Source organism: Shewanella sp. NIFS-20-20 (assembly GCF_019209865.1).
Taxonomy (GTDB): Bacteria; Pseudomonadota; Gammaproteobacteria; order Enterobacterales; family Shewanellaceae; genus Shewanella.
Window position 1 is genome coordinate 1 of sequence record NZ_JAHUTT010000008.1, and the last position, 18,920, is coordinate 18,920.

At 44.0% G+C, this 18,920-nt stretch carries 13 protein-coding genes and 2 pseudogenes; 13 read left to right on the top strand and 2 right to left on the bottom strand.

The window, feature by feature from the left end; translation table 11 throughout:
• Nucleotides 1–230: pseudogene (locus tag KU855_RS04160) on the top strand (hypothetical protein); the annotation flags it as partial.
• 678 nt (nucleotides 231–908) lie between these two features.
• Here KU855_RS04160 and KU855_RS04170 read toward each other — a convergent pair.
• Together KU855_RS04170 and umuD are read right to left on the bottom strand one after the other, a co-directional pair.
• Nucleotides 909–1,142 (bottom strand): annotated as a pseudogene (locus KU855_RS04170) (DNA polymerase V subunit UmuC); the annotation flags it as partial.
• 7 nt (nucleotides 1,143–1,149) lie between these two features.
• On the bottom strand, nucleotides 1,150–1,599 hold the full coding sequence (umuD, locus tag KU855_RS04175) for a translesion error-prone DNA polymerase V autoproteolytic subunit (protein WP_000116661.1): 450 nt from the start codon (nucleotides 1,597–1,599) through the stop codon (nucleotides 1,150–1,152).
• Here umuD and KU855_RS04180 point away from each other — a divergent pair.
• From KU855_RS04180 to traD, 12 genes are all read left to right on the top strand, one after another.
• Nucleotides 1,598–1,855 carry a hypothetical protein gene (locus KU855_RS04180; protein ID WP_000182836.1) on the top strand — a complete coding sequence of 86 codons (258 nt, stop codon included), beginning with the start codon at nucleotides 1,598–1,600 and terminating at the stop codon, nucleotides 1,853–1,855. The two genes, umuD and KU855_RS04180, sit on opposite strands and share 2 nt — an antisense overlap.
• Before the next feature lie 382 nt (nucleotides 1,856–2,237).
• A complete protein-coding gene (locus tag KU855_RS04185; RefSeq protein ID WP_149151576.1) occupies nucleotides 2,238–3,143 on the top strand; it encodes a 3'-5' exonuclease in 906 nt (301 codons plus the stop codon).
• An 87-nt stretch (nucleotides 3,144–3,230) separates the two neighbouring features.
• Nucleotides 3,231–3,530, top strand: coding sequence for a hypothetical protein (locus KU855_RS04190; protein ID WP_216578580.1), 300 nt, complete (start codon nucleotides 3,231–3,233; stop codon nucleotides 3,528–3,530).
• Between the two features lie 317 nt (nucleotides 3,531–3,847).
• A complete protein-coding gene (locus KU855_RS04195; protein WP_218529096.1) occupies nucleotides 3,848–4,783 on the top strand; it encodes a WYL domain-containing protein in 936 nt (311 codons plus the stop codon).
• Between the two features lie 37 nt (nucleotides 4,784–4,820).
• Entirely contained in the window at nucleotides 4,821–8,153 is a 3,333-nt protein-coding gene (locus KU855_RS04200) for a helicase-related protein (protein ID WP_218529097.1), read from the top strand.
• 3 nt (nucleotides 8,154–8,156) lie between these two features.
• Entirely contained in the window at nucleotides 8,157–8,843 is a 687-nt protein-coding gene (locus KU855_RS04205; RefSeq protein ID WP_218529098.1) for a DUF4391 domain-containing protein, read from the top strand.
• 73 nt (nucleotides 8,844–8,916) lie between these two features.
• Entirely contained in the window at nucleotides 8,917–10,770 is a 1,854-nt protein-coding gene (locus KU855_RS04210; RefSeq protein WP_218529099.1) for a site-specific DNA-methyltransferase, read from the top strand.
• A 9-nt stretch (nucleotides 10,771–10,779) separates the two neighbouring features.
• Entirely contained in the window at nucleotides 10,780–13,857 is a 3,078-nt protein-coding gene (locus tag KU855_RS04215) for a type III restriction-modification system endonuclease (protein WP_206989662.1), read from the top strand.
• Nucleotides 13,858–14,018: 161 nt separating this feature from the next.
• Nucleotides 14,019–14,300: a hypothetical protein gene (locus tag KU855_RS18810; RefSeq protein ID WP_001067695.1), complete on the top strand. Its 282-nt coding sequence runs from the start codon at nucleotides 14,019–14,021 to the stop codon at nucleotides 14,298–14,300.
• Entirely contained in the window at nucleotides 14,300–14,773 is a 474-nt protein-coding gene (locus KU855_RS04225) for a hypothetical protein (RefSeq protein ID WP_001145412.1), read from the top strand. Before KU855_RS18810 ends, KU855_RS04225 begins: the two co-directional genes overlap by 1 nt.
• Before the next feature lie 119 nt (nucleotides 14,774–14,892).
• Complete coding sequence (gene mobH / locus KU855_RS04230) at nucleotides 14,893–17,043, top strand: MobH family relaxase (protein WP_218529100.1); 2,151 nt, start codon at nucleotides 14,893–14,895, stop codon at nucleotides 17,041–17,043.
• A 48-nt stretch (nucleotides 17,044–17,091) separates the two neighbouring features.
• A complete protein-coding gene (traD, locus tag KU855_RS04235) occupies nucleotides 17,092–18,912 on the top strand; it encodes a conjugative transfer system coupling protein TraD (protein ID WP_024008839.1) in 1,821 nt (606 codons plus the stop codon).
• Nucleotides 18,913–18,920: the final 8 nt, after the last annotated feature.

Here is an 18,920-nt window from a genome sequence, read left to right on the forward strand (position 1 = left end):
TGAATGACAGGGATATCCAGACCCTCTGCCTTTACCTGAAAAAACAGAAACGGACCGTGGAAGAGTACCAGTGGCAACATTACGATGAACAATGCAATCTCCTGGAGCAACTGTTAAGGCAGGTGTTCTTGTGCCTTGAATGTGAGGCCGGTAAAGGCTCAGAAGCCGTCGTCGCCCAACTTCAACAGATGCAGACGGAAATCGCATTCGGTGGACCACTGAAGAGGCTGTACTTGGAGAACCACCGACTTTTCCAGTTTCATCCTTGGTATAAAGGTTTTCCAATAAATAGTCTCGATATCTCACGATTGGACTTTCCTCTACCTTCTCGGTGCAGTCATATATTGTTAACGGAGGTTTTTCATCAACCAGAAGGCCAGTCCTTGGGTGTGTATGTTCGGGGATTTCCGTGCTCAACCACCGATAGAAGCTCAATAACGCAACTGCATGGGATTGAATCGTCTTATCGGAGGATATATCTGGATCTGCCAACAAAGAGTGAAGATATAGATTCACTGGCACCACATTGATACCATCGGGGTCTATTAAAATTGGAAGTTTATGAGCAAATGGTTTTGAGTTGTCCCTAACGTCATGGATGATCTCGCCACTGTCAGGGTGTGGCCTACTTATAAATGAGGGATATTTCTCCGTACTAATCCACATAAGACAATAGTCAAAGCCGAAGTCATCTGGAAACGACCTATTTTGTTCAATCACATTAACACCTAAATCATCCGTTATTCACACTGCTAAGCCTTCCCCCAGGGGGTTACGCGTTCATACATCTACTTTTTCAAGATATTTCTTAACCAATAGTAAAAATTGTAACCACCCCTCATCTCGACGTCTAATTTATACAACCTGAAACATTACAACATGTGATGTCTAAAGTATTTCCCAACTGTAAGCGCATAGTTAGAGGAGAATGCCAAAATGCCATGGCGCTGCATTTCGGCTTTGATCTGAAAGACGGGTACGCCCATTTTAATACCGAGTAACTTAGCTTCACGCGAGCGCGCAACCACGCAGCCGTCATTGTTGGACAGCACCACAACCGGCGTATCTTTTAAATCAGGACGAAACAGCTTCTCACAACTGGCGTAAAAGTTGTTGCAGTCCACCAAGGCAAATACAGGCATGGGACAGTCACGACTTACGGCGCATGTTTCGCACCACATTGGTGACCACACCAAATATCTCTAACTCTGCCCCTTCAGGAATATGAATGGGCTCATACGCCTGGTTTCTTGGGATCAGCTTGACGCACGGCCTTAGTTGAAGCTCCTTTACCGTGAGTTCTCCATGGATGCCAGCGATGACAATGTCACCGTGTTCTGCTTGAACAGAACGATCAACCACCAAAATATCATCTGGGTGAATCCCAGCATCAATCATTGAATCACCTTCAACACGCACAAAGAACGTTGCAGCCGGTCGCTTGATGCACAGCTCGTTGAGGTCGAGCGTTTGCTCAACATAATCCTGCGCTGGGGAGGGAAAACCAGCAGAAACACGTTCCATGAACAATGGAATACGAAGGCGCTTGGCTTTGATGAAGGCAAGTGCGCCGCTACGGCCTATCAGCGAGACACTCATGACGAACCTCGAAAAAATAGAATTAATACTGTTTGTTTATACAGTATCTGATGCTATGCTGATTTCTACAAGTAAAATTGTAGGTAAAACTGTAGTTGTTCGAGTAAGACGTTGTGTCGTGGGTGATTTCTTTTTTGTGTTGAAAAGCTTGATGTGGGGATTGCTCGCCCTCGTCAAAGCCTGCAAGGCTTGGACAATACTGCTTCTGCCTACTGCTCTTGTTTCTGTTACTGATCCTGTTACTGCTACTGGTTAACGCATGGGTCAAGTAACCGTCAAACAAGGCTTGTTGAACCCTTTGCAAAGGGTTTAAAAACAGTTAGTAAAATTCTGCTTCGTATTGAATTTACTGGCTTAAAGCGAAGTCAGGAGCATCATTAAAATGCTCAGTCGAACTCAGTTCAAGCCTTTTTCAACCGTTTGAAAAGGGGTTGGCTAAGCCATACCTAAAGGGTATCGGTAAGGGTTACCTAAAGGGTTTAGCTAAGGCTTTCTGAAAGGCTTAGCCAAAGCCTTCATACATGGGTCACCCAGTAGAAAGATCAAAAAAACGCTGAGGTATCCAAGGTGCATTTAGAGAAACCTGTGGCACAGTGAAATAACCCAAAGCGAACAATAGAATTGAAGAGGAACCATCAATGACAAGAGCCCCTGCGCCATTTCCGCTAGAGCGCCTCGCGGATATTCCAGAAAGACCAGAAGATTTTAGATTGCTGGAGCGTATTCCATTAACCCGTGAGCCGCAGTCCTGGCCACTTGAACTTTCTCCTATGGTCGGTGATGAACAGCCAATGGTGCTGCTCGATACAGAGACAACCGGACTGTCTGCCGATGATGAGTCCATTATTGAGCTTGGTATGGTTAAGGTGCTTTACAGCCCCTCTGCTCAGCGGATTGTGTCGATTGTTGATGTGATCAGCTTGTATGAAGATCCCGGCAAGCCAATCCCCGAGCTGATTACCGAGTTAACCGGCATCACCGATGAGATGGTGCAAGGCCAGCACATTGATGATTCACTGGTAGCGAGTTGGTTATCCGATGATCCGCTGGTGGTTGCGCATAATGCTCAGTTTGATCGTCCTTTCTTTGAAAAGCGGTTTGCTGCATTAGGCCATCTATCTTGGGCCTGTTCAGCTAGCGGCATAGATTGGAAAGCACTGGGCTTTGAAAGTCGGAAACTTGAGTACCTGCTGCTTCGCTTAGGTTGGTTCTATGAAGGACACCGAGCTGCAACCGATTGTTTGGCGATGGCATGGTTGTTTCAATTGTTGCCCGAGTCCGTTACAAACTTGTTGTTTGAAGCAGACAGGCGAACTGTGTTAGTTCGTGCGTTTGGTGCGCCGTTTGACGTAAAGGACTATTTAAAAGAGCGTGGTTACCGCTGGCATGACGGTGTTAAAGGTGCCAACAAACATTGGTGGCGCGAAATCAGCGAAGACGAGTTGCCGCAGGAACAAACTTACCTGGATGATTTGTATCATCGTGGCTCAGAACATGCCCACTATGACTACAAAGATGCCCGCAATCGATTTAAAGCTTTGTAGCTCTCTACAAGGTAAGCCTTGCATATTTGAAAATCTCTGGAAAATGGAAAGTGAACTCATGGTTTAACCAATAAGAGGAATCTTTCCATGTACCAAGACACCTACATTGAATACTGGGGCGAAATCTTCATCTCTGCCCGCATCATTGAATTTGGCATCACGTTCGAGCGCTTTCTTAAAGATCCATGGAAGCATTTGATGTCCTGTGGCCAAGAGTCTGCCCCAGACGCGATCGCTGAAGGGATGCTGCCATTGCTACCAGCCCAGGCAGAAGTTGCCAGGCGTGTTCGAGAGAGTGAGCAACGAGCCCTGACCTCTACAGAGTCGGACAAAGGGGTATCGCATCGCGGTAACATCGTGGTGCCACTGGTTCGGGTAGCGCATTGATAGCGGCTATCAGCATTGGCACAAAACAAGGTCTTCACGCTCATGACTCAGCGGCAATTGTAATCCAGATCAAAAAGTTGCCGCTTAGTCTTCCCTACAAAATAATTTGTGATAGGATGATACCTAATAAATTTAATTAGGTTGAAGCCTATTCAGTGTTTTATGGCCATCTGTCCAGCTTCAACCGGTAGAGATTGCTAAGTCATTGCGGATAAAGAGCAGCATTGAGTGACACTATTCAATGTGATTACGCGATGTCTGACCGTACTTTATAAACAGAGTTTTAAGAATCTGGTTGAATTGGATAAACAAGACGCATGACAAATGATGGTCTGAAACAAACGGTAGTGGCGAAGCCAGATAGGCTTTCGCAGATAGCGCAGTTGCCACAAGCAACCAGGGATCGCATTGCACACATCGATTTCACCTTATTGTTTAAGGGAGAAGCGGTACGGGCGGACTTAGTCGATCGCTTCAGCATAGCCGCTGCACAAGCAACGAAAGACTTCACCATGTACCGAGAGCTTGCGCCAGGCAATATTGAATATGACCAAAAGCTCAAATTGCATAAGCGTGGTGAAGCTTTTGAACCCTTGTTCGACTACGACGTTGTGAGAACTCTGGCAACCATTAGCCAAGGCTACGGAGATGGCTTCACTGGAAAGGTAAAACCACCTCTTGCGTGTGAAGCGCCTTATCACCTTAACAAGCCGAGCTTATCGATAGTAGCGAAAGTCACCGAGGCCATACACAAAGGCAAAGCCTTGAGTATCACCTATGTGTCGTTATCGAGCGGTGAAACCACGCGTGAAATTGTGCCGCATACGCTGGTGGACAATGGCCTGCGTTGGCACGTTCGTGGTTTTGATCGCAAACATGGTGAATTTCGTGACTTTGTACTGACCCGAATTAAAGCAGCGGTTGTGCTTGAAGATTCCACTTTATCTGAAACCGAGTTCGAAACCCAAGACCGGCAATGGAACCGCTTTGTAGAGCTGGAGTTAGTGCCGCATCCTCGTATTGAGCACAGCGAAGCGATTGAACTGGATTATGGTATGGAGGGTGGCGTTTTAAAGGTTGAGATTAGAGCGGCATCGGCAGGCTACTTACTCAGACAATGGAATGTGGATTGTTCTACCAACGCCACACTCCAAGATGGTGGAGCTCATTTGTACTTAAAGAACAGAGCAACACTTTATGGAGTTAAAAACATCATGCTAGCTCCAGGGATTGAAAAAGAACTTGGTAACTAATACACAAAAACGAACTTGGCGCAGGGAATAAATTTTGATGAAAATAATCGATAACCTTAACAACCTATTAGGTGACGAGCTTCAACAGACGCTGACACCTAATACAAAGTTAAAGATTGCTGCGTCTTGCTTTTCTATTTATGCGTATGAGGCACTCAAAAAAGAGTTAGCGAAGATAGACTCACTTGAGTTCATCTTCACATCACCTACTTTTGTCGCGGATGAAGTTACCGATAAATTCAAAAAAGAAAAACGAGAGTTCTTTATCCCCAAAGCTGGGCGTGAACGCAGCCTTTACGGAACTGACTTTGAAATACAGTTAAAGAACAAGCTCACTCAAAAAGCGATCGCTAAAGAGTGTGCAAACTGGATCAGAAAGAAAGCGACATTCAAATCAAACAAAACTGATTCTCCAATGCAGTCGTTTGTTGTGACGGAAGCATCTAGACAGCAAGCAGAGGCAATAAGTGCAGTTTTTGCTCCGGTTAGCGGTTTTACGGCGGTTGATCTAGGGTATCAGCGAGGCAATGCTATTTCGAATTTTGTGCAAAAAATCGATGAGCCAAATTTCACAGCACAGTACTTACAGTTATTCGACCAAATTTGGAAAGACCCTGCGAAGCTTCAAGATGTTACTAAAACCATTTGCGAGCATATAGAATCTGTCTACCAAGAAAACTCGCCCGAAAAAGTCTATTTCATTATTTTGTATAACATTTTTAATGAATTTCTTGATGATATTACAGAGGATGTATTACCAAATGATCGAACCGGCTATCAGGACACCTTGATTTGGAAAAAATTATTTAACTACCAAAAAGATGCCGCGACTGGGATTATCAATAAGTTAGAGACCTATAACGGCTGCATTCTGGCTGATAGTGTTGGTCTTGGTAAAACATTTACAGCGTTAGCCGTCATCAAGTATTACGAGCTCAGAAACAAATCTGTGCTGCTTCTATGTCCGAAAAAGTTAGCGGATAACTGGCTCAACTTTAATCGAAACTTAAAGACAAATATCTTTGCTAAAGACCGTTTTAGTTACGATGTTTTGTGTCACACAGATTTGAGCAGAACCTCTGGCGAATCCTTCGGTACTCCGTTAAATAGAATCAACTGGGGTAACTATGACTTGGTCGTCATTGATGAGTCGCATAACTTTAGAAATAACGATGCAGTGAAAGATCGAGAAACTCGATATCAGAAACTGATGAATAAAGTTATTCGCGCTGGCGTAAAAACCAAGGTGCTGATGCTATCAGCGACACCAGTGAATAATAGATTTACTGACTTAAGAAACCAGCTTGCGCTAGCTTATGAAGGCGAGTCGAGCAATCTCACAAAGCATCTTAAAACCACAAAAAGCGTGGAACAGATATTCAACCAAGCACAAGCCGCATTTAACGCTTGGTCCAAACTAGACCCAGAGACGCGAACAGCTAAAGCCATTCTCGATGCCTTGGATTTTGACTTTTTTGAACTGCTTGATAGCGTCACTATCGCTCGCTCACGAAAGCACATCACAACTTTCTACGACACAACAGATATTGGCCATTTCCCTGAACGTAACAAGCCAATCTCGTTTCATTGTCCGCTTACTACTCGTTCGGATGTAGTTAGCCTGAATGAGATCTTTGAACAGCTTAAGCTACTCAAACTATCTGTTTATGCGCCAGTGAGTTATATCCTCCCGAGTAGATTGAAGAAATACGAGGAGATGTATGACACGCAAGTTGAAGGCGGAAAAGGTAAGTTAAAGCAAAGCGACCGTGAAAAAAGCTTAGTTGCACTGATGACAACCAACCTTCTAAAGCGTCTTGAGAGCTCCGTATACTCGTTCAGAAGCACCTTGCAATCTCTCCATGATAACCATGTTCGTGTTCTAGGTATTATCGACGAATTCTATAAGCGAGACGGGCAAACCGAAGTGAGCAGTCTCGTTGAAGCGCTAGAGTCTATTGAAGCAGATGAAGACGATTTGCCTTCTTATCACGATATGGAAATCGGTAACAAAATCAAAATCAAGCTAATGGATATGGATCTTCCATCCTGGCAGCAGGATTTAGATGGCGATTTGGAGCTGATCAAAGGGTTACTAGATTCTGTTAGCAAAATTAAGCCAGAAGAAGATGCCAAGTTGCAGCATCTGAAATCACATATTGCTGCAAAAATAAATAATCCGATAAATCCTGGAAACAGGAAAATCATTGTGTTCACGGCGTTTGCGGACACCGCTCAATATCTGTACGAGCAGTTGTCACCTGTGATGTTAAGCGAGCATAGAATCCATACTGCGATGATCACTGGTGGTTCCAGTTTACCTAAGACCACCTTAAAAACCGGACGAAAAGGTTACGACACACAAGAAGTGCTCACCTTGTTTTCGCCAGTTTCCAAATCGAAAGCCAGTGTATTACCCGATGAACCCGCTGAAATCGATTTGTTGATTGCTACAGACTGTATCTCTGAAGGACAGAACTTACAGGACTGCGATTACTTAATTAACTTTGATATTCACTGGAATCCAGTTCGGATTGTACAGCGCTTTGGTCGAGTTGACCGTATTGGCTCGCCGAATAAATGCATTCAGTTAGTTAACTACTGGCCTGATATATCGCTGGATGAGTACATCAACTTAAAAGAACGTGTTGAAAGTCGAATGACGATTGTTGACGTGACAGCGACTGGTGATGATAACGTCTTAAGTAGTCAAGCTAACGATGTGTCGTATCGTAAAGAGCAGTTAAAGAAGCTGCAAGAAGAAGTCATTGAGCTTGAAGATTTAAAAACGGGGGTTTCTATCACCGATCTAGGTCTAAACGAATTTCGGATGGACCTACTTAATTTAATGAAACTCTACGGCGAACCAAGAAACGCACCAAGTGGCATGCATGCGGTGGTTGAAGCTAAGCCAGAATTAGGGTTATTGCCTGGCGTGGTGTTTGCGCTGAAAAACGTCAATAACAGTATCGATAGAGATCTGCAAAACAGGCTCCACCCTTATTACCTTGTCTATGTATCGAATGAGGGGCACATCGTCGCTAATCATTTTGAGGTAAAGAGATTATTAGATTTAATCCGCAGTAGCTGCAAAGGGCAAACAGAGCCGCTCAGTGATATTTGTGCGTTATTTAATCGCCTAACACAAGACGGTCGAGATATGCAGCGTTACTCTCACCTTCTAACCGATGCCATAAAAAGCATGGTTGAAGTTAAGGAAGAAAAAGATATTGATAGTTTGTTCAGTGGTGGCGCTACCTCTGCTTTAGTGAATACATTTGCCGGGCTTGATGACTTTGAATTGCTGGCATTTATTGTGATCCAGCAAAAGCATCTGATGGAGAATAGTGCTCAGGATGAGGTTAGCTAGTTTATGAACTCACCTTGGATATTTCCTGACAACGCAAAGTTCGGTCGAGTCGTGCCTAAGAACAAAATATATGAGCACAGCGCGGCAACCACTGGGTTGAAGTCACTTTTTGTAGAGCAAGTAGATCAAATTCTTTGGGCTTACAAGCTATCGCCTAGCACGCTGAATATTCCCCAAACCAGTGAGGTCAGTGAAATACAGGTTTTCAGTGTGAAGCTTAAAGGTGACTCGATAGACGACAGCGTACTTAAAGCGATTGATTTGGCCATACCTTTTCCCATTCTATTTGAGGTATGGGGTGCTAGTGGTGAGCAAGGCCATTACGCCGCTTGCTATAAGCGTAAGGCAGAGAACGATCAGGCCAAATGGGTTTGTAGCCGTTATTTGTTCTCAGAAACGTTCTATTTAGTTAATGCATCAACAGTAACTTCTGAAGTATTGGGTTTGCCAACTGCAATCGATATGGAAGAGCTGTATCAAAAGCTTCTTGCTCGCTTGTTACCCATACCCAAACGAACCGCAGAGAGTATTGAAGAGGTCATTGAACGCTTGATGGCAATTCAGGCATTGGAAAAGCAAATCTCGCAATATAAGAAGAAGGTTCATGCTGAGAAACAGTTTAACCGCAAGGTTGAGCTCAATAAGCAGTTAAAGAATTTAAGGTGCGAGCTTGAAGAATTACTCGCATAAAGAATAAACAATTTCAATAAGTTAAATGGTGCTACATGCTTTTTATGCAAGGCATCACGCAAAAGGTGAACACATGGATAAATTAAAGATGCACAGCCCCGACATGACGCAGCAAAACATAGAGAAAATTCAGGCGTTGTTTCCGAACTGCGTGACGGAATCAAAAGGGGCTGACGGAGAGCTAAAGTTAGCCATTGATTTTGACCAACTTAAACAAGAGCTATCAAATTCAATCGTTGAAGGCCCGCAAGAGCGCTATCAGCTGAACTGGCCCGGTAAGCGAGAAGCACTACTAACAGCGAATGCACCTATTGCCAAGACCTTAAGACCTTGTCGAGAAGAAAGTGTCAATTTTGACACCACTGAAAACCTCTTTATTGAAGGCGATAACCTTGATGCGCTAAAGATGTTGCAAGAAACATACTTAGGTAGAGTCAAAACAATATACATAGATCCACCATATAACACAGGACGAGACTTTATTTATGATGATGATTTCTCTGAAAATACTGAATCATATTTCAAAAACTCATTACAGGCCGATTCGATAGGGAATAGGCTGGTGGCTAATATGGAATCAAATGGACGATTTCATTCCGATTGGCTATCTATGATGTACTCTAGAATAAAGTTAGCTAAAAACTTGCTCTCTGATAGTGGTGTCGTTTTTATCTCAATTGATGATGAAGAATATGCGAATTTAAAGAAAATTTGTGATGAGATATTTGGTGAGCAGAATTTTGTAGAAACATTTGTCTGGGTTAAGAAAACTGCACCGAATAATGTCGTTGTGGGCTCTGTACATGAATATGTTCTGATGTACGTAAAAGATTTTACTAAAGCAGAGTTGTATCTTTTACCTCGAGATCCAGCTAAAGATAAAGATTACAAAAATCCTGATAACGATCCAAGAGGACGATGGAAACCTGATAACTTGACTGCGGCTGCTAAAGGTGGTCGATCTACACCGAGCTTACTCTACAAGATTGTTAATCCGAATACGGGACAGGAGCATTTCCCGCCAGAAGGTAGGATGTGGGCTGTAAATCAGGAGGACATGGCAAAGAAAATCAAAGAAGGAACTGTTTATTGGGGGAAAAATGGTGATGGTAAGCCTATGGATAAAAGGTTTTTATCTCAAACCAGAGACGGTACAGTTGCCCAAACATTGCTTAATGATGTTGGCACAAACAGTACAGCATCTAAGTATCTGAATAAACTGTTCGATGGTTACGTGGTATTCGAGACACCAAAACCTATTGAATTAATAGAAAGACTCTTGAGGATTTCTACTCGCGGGAATGATTTGGTATTGGATTTCTTTGCTGGTTCAAGTGCTACCGCAGAGGCAGTTATTAAACTGAATAATGAAGATTTAGGTTCTCGTAAATTTATAATGGTGCAAATTCCAGAGCCATTAAAAGAAGGATCTGAAGGGTTTAAGCTGGGATGTAGGTCTATTGCTGATGTAAGCAAAGCTCGTATCAGAAAAATAGGAAGCAACTATAAAAATGCAAAGGATTTTGGCTTTCGAGTACTTAAAGTAGATTCATCAAACATGACGGATGTTTACTACTCTCCAGATCAAGTTACTCAGGGTTCGCTAGACTTATTGGTAGATAATATTAAATCAGACCGCACTGATGAAGATTTACTCTTTCAAGTATTACTTGATTGGGGCGTCGATTTAACCTTACCAATCAAAAAAGAAACGATTCAAGGTAAGCCGGTTTTCTTTGTTGATGATGATGCACTGGTAGCCTGTTTTGATCTGCGTATAAATGAAGCTTTGATTAAAGAGTTAGCTGCAAAAGAACCACTTCGCGTAGTGTTCCGTGATGACGGCTTTGAGTCTGACGCGGTAAAAATTAATGCTGAGCAGATTTTCAAGCAAGTTTCGCCGCATACTGAAGTTAAAGCGATTTAAGGAGGGAGCATGAAGTTAAAGTTCAAAGTCCAACCTTATCAAACTGTTGCCGTAGAGTCGGTTGTTGACTGCTTTGCTGGGCAACCTAATAGCTCCGGCGTAACCTACCGAATCGACCCTGGTGTTGCCAAAGATAAATTTGGTAATGCTGGCTGGGATATGAGCGACCAAGACGGTTTTAAAAATGCTGAACTCGCGATCACTGAATCGCAGCTATTGCAAAATATCCATGGTGTTCAAAGTAGACAGAACCTCCCTGTTTCAGAAGCGTTAGTCAGCAATGCTAGCTCTAAGATTAATCTCGATGTTGAAATGGAAACCGGTACTGGTAAGACATATTGCTACATCAAAACCATCTTTGAGATGAATAAGCGCTATGGCTGGAGCAAATTTATTATCGTTGTGCCTAGCATCGCCATTCGTGAAGGTGTTTACAAGTCGCTGCAAATCACAGGTGAGCATTTTGCTCAGAATTACGACGGTAAAAAGGCCCGGTTCTTTATCTATAACTCGAAACAATTGCACCAGTTAGAGAGTTTTTCTTCTGACAGTGGCATCAATGTGATGGTCATTAATATTCAAGCCTTTAATGCTTCAGGAAAAGACAATCGACGAATTTATGAAGAGTTGGATGACTTCCAGTCTAGGCGACCTATTGACGTTATTAGTGCAAACCGCCCAATCCTGATTTTGGATGAGCCGCAGAAGATGGAAGGCAAGAAGACATTAGATGCCTTAGCCAAATTCAAACCACTGATGGTACTTCGATATTCGGCCACGCATAAGACAACACATAATAAAGTGCATCGCCTGGATGCGCTTGACGCTTATAACAATAAGCTGGTTAAGAAAATTGCCGTTCGTGGTATTTCAGTAAAAGGCTTGGCGGGAACGACAGCCTATCTATATTTGGAATCCATCGAGATCTCGAAAAAAATGCCAGTGGCTCGCATTGAGATCGAAGTTAAACAACAAAATGGCATTAAACGCATACCCAAGAAGGTCACTAAGGGCGATAATCTTTTTGATCTTAGCAATGGTCTGGACCAGTACCGTGACTTTGTGGTTACTGATGTCAACGCGATTAACGACACGGTTGAATTCAAAAATGGCCATGTTTTAACCGCGGGCGATGCCACGGGAGACGTGACCGAAGAGACCATTCGCCGAATACAGATCCGCGAGACAATTAAAGCGCACCTAGAAAAAGAAAAAACTCTTTTCAGCCAAGGTATAAAGGTTCTCTCTCTATTTTTTATTGACGAAGTCGCAAAGTATAGAGACTACTCTCAAGCCGATGAGAAAGGTGATTATGCTCGTGTCTTTGAAGAAGAGTACTCTTTACTTGTACAGGAGTATCTTGATGAGTTATCTCTTTTACCCAGTGAGCAGACTGATGCCTATAAAGCCTATCTATCGGCCATTGAAGGCTCTAGAACGCATAATGGTTACTTCTCAATTGATAAGAAATCAAATCGTCTTCAGAACCCAGGCTTTAAAGTCCGTGGTGAAGATGCCGGGCTATCAGACGATGTAGATGCCTATGATTTGATTTTAAAAGATAAGGAAAAGTTACTTTCGTTTGATGAGCCTACTCGATTTATCTTTTCACACTCGGCCTTACGCGAGGGGTGGGATAATCCAAACGTATTTGTCATGTGTATGTTGAAACACAGCGACAATACTATCTCTCGTCGTCAAGAAGTTGGACGTGGTTTACGTCTGGCCGTCAATAGACATGGTGACAGACAAGATCATCCGGCAACTGTGCATGAAATTAATGTCTTGTCGGTGATTGCAAGTGAAAGCTATAAAGACTTTGTCACGAATCTACAAAAAGAAATCAGCGAGTCTCTCTCAGCGAGACCTAGAAAAGCAGATGAAGCTTATTTTACGGGTAAGACAATTACAACTGCTGATGGACCTGTAGAAGTAACAGCTGTCATGGCTAAGCAAATTTATAAGTATTTGCTTAAAAATGATTATACCAATGAAGCTGACGATTCAATCGCGCCATCATTCCACCAGGCTAAGGCTAGTGGGCAGTTAGCGCCAATGCCTGCTGAGTTAGAGCCTTACCGCGAGCAAATATTGACGCTGATAGACGGTGTTTATAGTGAAGCGCAATTGCCAGGTGTTGGTGATGATCGTAAACCTAAAATCAATCCGTTGAATGCTAATTTTGATAAGAAAGAGTTTCAGGAGCTTTGGCACAAAATCAATCGTAAAGCGGTTTATAAGGTTGATTTTGATTCGTCTGAGTTGATTAAAAATTGTATTCGGGTACTCAATAAAGAACTTAAGGTAACGCCTCTTCAATACACCATTCAAGATGGTGTTCAATTGGATGGCATTACCGACGAACAACTCAAAGCTGGACAAAGTTTCAAGGTGAAAAACACTGAGACTGAAACTCATCAATCGAGCATTCATTCTGCTGTTCGTTATGACTTGGTTGGTAAGTTGGCTGAAAATTGTGTGCTGACTCGCAAAACAGTCGCCGAAATACTGATTGGTACAGAACCTGTAGTATTTGCACAATTTAAGCAAAACCCTGAGCATTTTCTAGCTGAAGCTTCACGGCTTGTGAAAGAGCAAAAGGCATCTGTGATTATCGAGAAGCTATCATATGATCCAACGAACGAATCTTATGATGTTGATATATTTACGGCAGAGCAAAAAATCACTGATATGACAAAAGCCGTTAGTGGCGTTAATAAGCATATTTATGATTATGTTGTCGTTGATTCACAAGGCATTGAGCGGGACTTTGTTACCGAGCTTGATACAAGCAAAGAAGTCGTGGTTTATGCAAAACTTCCTCGTGGTTTTCTGATACCGACGCCTGTTGGCGACTACAACCCTGATTGGGCGATTTCTTTCAAAGAAGGAAGTGTTAAACACATTTACTTTATTGCAGAGACTAAAGGAACGATGTCTTCGCTTGAATTGCGTGGCATAGAAGATCGCAAGATTGAATGTGCTAGGAAATTCTTTGAAAAAATTAATGCAGAGATAACGAGTGAAAACGTCAAATATGATGTTGTAACGAGTTACTCGAAATTGATGGAAGTCGTAAGCGGCTAGTCGTTTCCGTTTTTATATCGGGCTGTCAGTTCATCTGGCTGACAGCTCACTTTTAGTTTCATAACAATAATTGGAAGATTCAGCCAGCAGATTGAGTCTAAATGTCGCTCACTCATGCGGTTAAATTTTAAGTATGGCTGTTTACGTGACGGAGAAATAGCATGAATCCTGAAAAGTACAATAGAAGTATAAGCTTGCTTTGCCCGACTTGTGGTTGTTCGGACTTTTCCTACGAAGACGGTTGCGATGAAACAATACAAGTAATGACTTGTGCATCTTGTGACCGAGAGTTTAATAAAGATGAGCTTATTCAAGAGAATAGCGAAAATATTGACGAGCACCTTTCTGAAATCAAGGAAGAAGTTTTAAAAGACGTTCAAGACGAACTACGTAAATCTTTAAAAAAGGCTTTTTCTGGTAGCAAGAATATAAGGATTAAGTAATGCCAGTAACTATTGATGCAGGTGATGTGATAGCTGGATTAGCTTTCCTTTTATCTGGCTACGCAACATGGCAAACGGTCAGCTTTAATAAGAGGCAGAAGTCACTTGTCGAAAGCCAGGAAAAGCTAAACACCATTCTCTTGGAAAAAGAAAATGAAGATGCTCTGAAAGGAAAGCAAGCTGACCTTGGTGCATCAATTATAAAACTTGGCAGCAGTAAGTATCGGCTTAAGGTTTGGAATAAAGGTGCTGCTACTGCAAGAAACGTCAGAATTGAGTTCCCCGAAGGTAACGATTTAGTTATTGAATCAGAAGTGACTGACAAATTTCCAATGGAAAGCCTCGAAAAGTATCAAGCCGTTGAGCTAATAGCCGCTGTTCATATGCAAACGAAACGAAAGCATGTTGTTCGGCTAGTTTGGGAGGATGATGCCCAGTCTTACAATGAAAAGCTGTCTTACCCCACACTGTAATGTAACTGTCGGTTTTCTCACTAGAACGAAAACAACTACAGATAAATGCATATTTCTTTCGGCTATCTAACATCTTCAGTTGCTAAAGAACCTTCACACTATCGTGTCGGAGGTTCACTATGTTCAAAAACCTATTTTTTCAAACCAAAGCACTACCAGAGCTGTCATCGCAACTGGATACAGAAATTCCTCGCTATCCGCCATTTCTGAAGGGGTTGCCAGCAGCGTCACCCGAGGATTTGCAGTCCACACAAGACGAGCTAATAGCCAAACTGCGTCAGGTACTTGGCTTCAACCAGCGTGATTTTCAAAGGCTAATTCAGCCCTGCATTGATCATCTGGCTGCTTATGTTCATTTGTTGCCAGCTTCTGAGCATCATCATCACAGTGGCGCTGGTGGTTTATTACGTCATTCGTTGGAAGTTGCTTTCTGGGCTGCACAAGCTGCTGAAGGGATCATCTTTGTTGCCAGTGGCACACCGGTTGAGAAAAAAGAGCTGGAACCAAGGTGGCGTGTTGCGGCGGCATTAGGCGGTTTGTTCCATGATATTGGTAAGCCTGTTTCAGACTTGTCTATTACAGACGAAGATGGACGCTATCAGTGGAACCCTTTTTTAGAAACCTTATCCCAGTGGACCACAAATAACAGCATTGAACGCTATTTTATTCGCTGGCGCGACGGACGGTGCAAGCGGCACGAGCAATTTTCAATTTTGGTTTTAAACCGGGTGATGACACCCGAGTTGCTCGCCTGGTTAACCCAACCGGGCCCTGAAATTTTGCAAGCCATGCTGGAGGCAATTGGCAATACCGATCCCGAGCATGTCCTGTCTAAATTGGTTATTGAAGCTGACCAAACCAGTGTCCAGCGAGACCTGAAAGCTCAACGAATTTCCGTTGACGACAACACCATTGGTGTCCCAGTCGAACGCTATCTACTTGATGCCATGAGGCGATTGCTTGCCAGTTCCCAGTGGTTGGTCAATCAGCGAGATGCCAGAGTTTGGATACGAAAATCGAATCAATCAACCAATCTTTACCTGGTTTGGAAAAGCGCGGCTAAGGAAATCATTGAGCTGTTGGCCAAAGACAAGATACCTGGCATTCCAAGAGATCCCGATACCCTTGCGGACATCCTCATTGAGCGAGGATTAGCCACAAAATCAGCCTCAAATGAGCGATATGAAAGCCTTGCCCCTGAAGTGCTGATCAAAGACGGCAAGCCAATCTGGTTACCCATGCTGCATATATCTGAGGCCGATTTATTGTTCAGTTCGAATGTACCAAGTGGTGTGAGGCTGTTTAGCAAATCTGAGTGGGAAGCAACACAGCAAACACAAGCAGAGCCTCAGAGTCGTTCCAGTGAGCAGCCAGGCTTGTCTGAAGCGTCATCATCAATTGAACTCAATAATTCGGCTGAGTCGCCATCGACAAAATCGTCCGAACAAGATGATGAACGTCGTCTTGCCAGTGATGTTAATCACCTTCAGGCAACTGAAAATGCTCCAGGTGATGAATGCGAAAAGCCTAACAACTCATATGATGGCGCTATCTCAAATAACGTAAACCAGCACGATGCAGAAGCATTGAATCTGCCTGAATCTTTGGCATGGCTCCCAGAGGCCAGTAGTGCGTTGGTTATGGTTGATGAACAGATACTGGTCCGCTATCCCGATGCCGTAAGACATTGGTGTGCTCCCCGAAAACTGCTTGCTGAACTCAGTCGATTGGATTGGCTTGAAATAGATCCGGCAAACCCGACGCGTAAAGCCAGAACTGTGACTACGAAAGGTGGCGTTCAGGAGCAAGGGTTACTGCTGAAAGTATCGATTTCTAAAGGGCTTACTGCACTGATTGACCTTCCCAAACAAGACGCAGAATCAGCGGCAGCAATTCAGAACGAAGAGGCTTCACCGCGACCGAGTCGAACTGAGACAACCAATGCCCGAGCAAAAGAGCCCTCCAAAAGAGCGGAGTGTAAGCAAAAGCCGATTGCGCCCAATGCGAACTCAAGTATCGACCCCAAACACGCGCAGCGCCAACAGATGGTTAATTTTGTGAAAGATTTGCCCATCTTACTGACCGATGGCGATTACCCAGACGTGGATCATAGTGCCGATGGTATTCGCGTCACGATTCAAACCTTACGCCAAGTCGCCAATGAGCATGGCATTCCAGCCGGACAGCTGCTTCGGGGGATCTCGGCCAGTGACCAATGCCAGTTTGATGAGGGGGAAACGGTTCTGTTTACCGCTCACGCTGAACGTTAATCCATTTGAAATTAAGCGGATTGCAAACGGTTATTTTGCGGAGCATGAATGAAAGAAAACGCATACGAGATGCCCTGGCGCACGAACTATGAAGCCATGGCCGCAGCAGGTTGGCTGGTTGGGGCAACAGGGGCAATAGCCGCAGAAATGCTGACTGAGTTACCACCTGAACCATTTTGGTGGATGACAGGGATTTCCTCGGGCATGGCGTTGTATCGCCTTCCTGAGGCTTATCGCCTTTATAAGTTGCAGATGGGGCTAAAAGGCAAACCATTGGCATTTATGGAGCTGTCGCATTTGCAAAAGGTGATGGCAAAACATCCTGATGAATTGTGGTTAGGGTATGGCTTTGAGTGGGATCAACGTCATGCCCAACGCGCTTATGAAATCCTAAAGCGGGATAAGCAAACCTTGCTTAACCAAGGTCACGGCAAACAAATGGGTTCGACCTGGATTCATGGTGTCGAGCCCAAAGAAGAAGATGTGTATCAGCCAGTTGGTCACACCGAGGGGCATACCTTAATTGTCGGAACGACCGGTGCCGGAAAAACCCGATGCTTTGATGCGATGATCACTCAGGCCATTTTGCGTAATGAAGCCGTGATTATTATTGACCCTAAGGGAGACAAGGAACTTAAGGATAATGCGCAGCGAGCCTGTATTGCCGCCGGTAGTCCTGAACGCTTTGTGTATTTTCATCCAGGTTTTCCAGAGCATTCAGTACGTCTTAATCCCCTGAGAAACTTTAATAGGGGCACTGAAATTGCCAGTCGTATTGCGGCATTAATCCCATCTGAAACCGGTGCTGATCCATTTAAAGCCTTTGGCCAAATGGCACTGAATAACATCGTGCAAGGTTTGTTGCTTACGTCACAACGCCCTGATCTGAAAACACTGAGGCGATTCTTGGAAGGTGGCCCAGAAGGCTTGGTAGTAAAAGCTGTCACGGCTTGGGGTGAGCAGGTATATCCGAACTTTAGTGTGGAGATTAAGCGCTTTACCGAAAAGGCCAACACCTTGGCTAAACAGGCCATGGCGATGCTGCTTTTCTACTACGAACGCATTCAGCCCGTTGCCGCCAATACCGATTTGGAAGGCCTTTTGAGTATGTTTGAGCATGACAGAACCCACTATTCCAAGATGGTGGCCTCATTGATGCCGGTGCTCAATATGCTCACATCAAGTGAACTTGGCCCACTGCTATCACCGATTGCAAACGATGTGGATGACAGCCGGTTAATTACGGATTCTGGCCGAATTATCAACAATGCCCAAGTGGCGTATATCGGCTTGGATTCATTGACCGACGCCATGGTTGGCAGCGCCATTGGTTCGTTGCTTTTATCCGATCTCACCGCCGTGGCCGGTGACCGCTATAACTATGGTGTTGAAAATCGTCCCGTAAATATCTTCATCGATGAGGCGGCTGAAGTCGTCAACGATCCCTTCATTCAACTGCTCAACAAAGGCCGTGGCGCAAAAATGCGTTGTGTGATTGCTACTCAGACCTTTGCTGACTTTGCCGCTCGTACAGGCAGTGAAGCTAAGGCTCGCCAGGTGTTAGGTAACATCAACAACCTGATAGCTCTTCGGGTGATGGACGCCGAAACACAGCAGTACATTACCGACAATCTGCCTAAGACTCGGTTGCAGTACATCATGCAAACTCAAGGTATGTCGTCCAACTCGGACAGCCCCGCGTTGTTTACCGGCAATCATGGCGAACGCTTGATGGAGGAAGAAGGCGATATGTTTCCACCGCAGTTATTAGGCCAGCTTCCCAACCTGGAGTACATCGCCAAGCTTTCAGGTGGCCGCGTGATCAAAGGCCGCATTCCTATTTTAACCAGCTCTACACAGGCAGCATAAGGAGTCTG

Bases quoted from the DNA above. Each gene is read 5' to 3' on its own strand.
- mobH (WP_218529100.1), top strand. From the start codon at position 14,893: ATGTTCAAAAACCTATTTTTTCAAACCAAAGCACTACCAGAGCTGTCA.
- KU855_RS04200 (WP_218529097.1), top strand. From the start codon at position 4,821: ATGAAAATAATCGATAACCTTAACAACCTATTAGGTGACGAGCTTCAA.
- KU855_RS04225 (WP_001145412.1), top strand. From the start codon at position 14,300: ATGCCAGTAACTATTGATGCAGGTGATGTGATAGCTGGATTAGCTTTC.
- KU855_RS04205 (WP_218529098.1), top strand. From the start codon at position 8,157: ATGAACTCACCTTGGATATTTCCTGACAACGCAAAGTTCGGTCGAGTC.
- traD (WP_024008839.1), top strand. From the start codon at position 17,092: ATGAAAGAAAACGCATACGAGATGCCCTGGCGCACGAACTATGAAGCC.
- KU855_RS04195 (WP_218529096.1), top strand. From the start codon at position 3,848: ATGACAAATGATGGTCTGAAACAAACGGTAGTGGCGAAGCCAGATAGG.
- umuD (WP_000116661.1), bottom strand. From the start codon at position 1,599: ATGAGTGTCTCGCTGATAGGCCGTAGCGGCGCACTTGCCTTCATCAAA.
- KU855_RS04190 (WP_216578580.1), top strand. From the start codon at position 3,231: ATGTACCAAGACACCTACATTGAATACTGGGGCGAAATCTTCATCTCT.
- KU855_RS04210 (WP_218529099.1), top strand. From the start codon at position 8,917: ATGGATAAATTAAAGATGCACAGCCCCGACATGACGCAGCAAAACATA.
- KU855_RS04185 (WP_149151576.1), top strand. From the start codon at position 2,238: ATGACAAGAGCCCCTGCGCCATTTCCGCTAGAGCGCCTCGCGGATATT.
- KU855_RS04180 (WP_000182836.1), top strand. From the start codon at position 1,598: ATGACGAACCTCGAAAAAATAGAATTAATACTGTTTGTTTATACAGTA.
- KU855_RS04215 (WP_206989662.1), top strand. From the start codon at position 10,780: ATGAAGTTAAAGTTCAAAGTCCAACCTTATCAAACTGTTGCCGTAGAG.
- KU855_RS18810 (WP_001067695.1), top strand. From the start codon at position 14,019: ATGAATCCTGAAAAGTACAATAGAAGTATAAGCTTGCTTTGCCCGACT.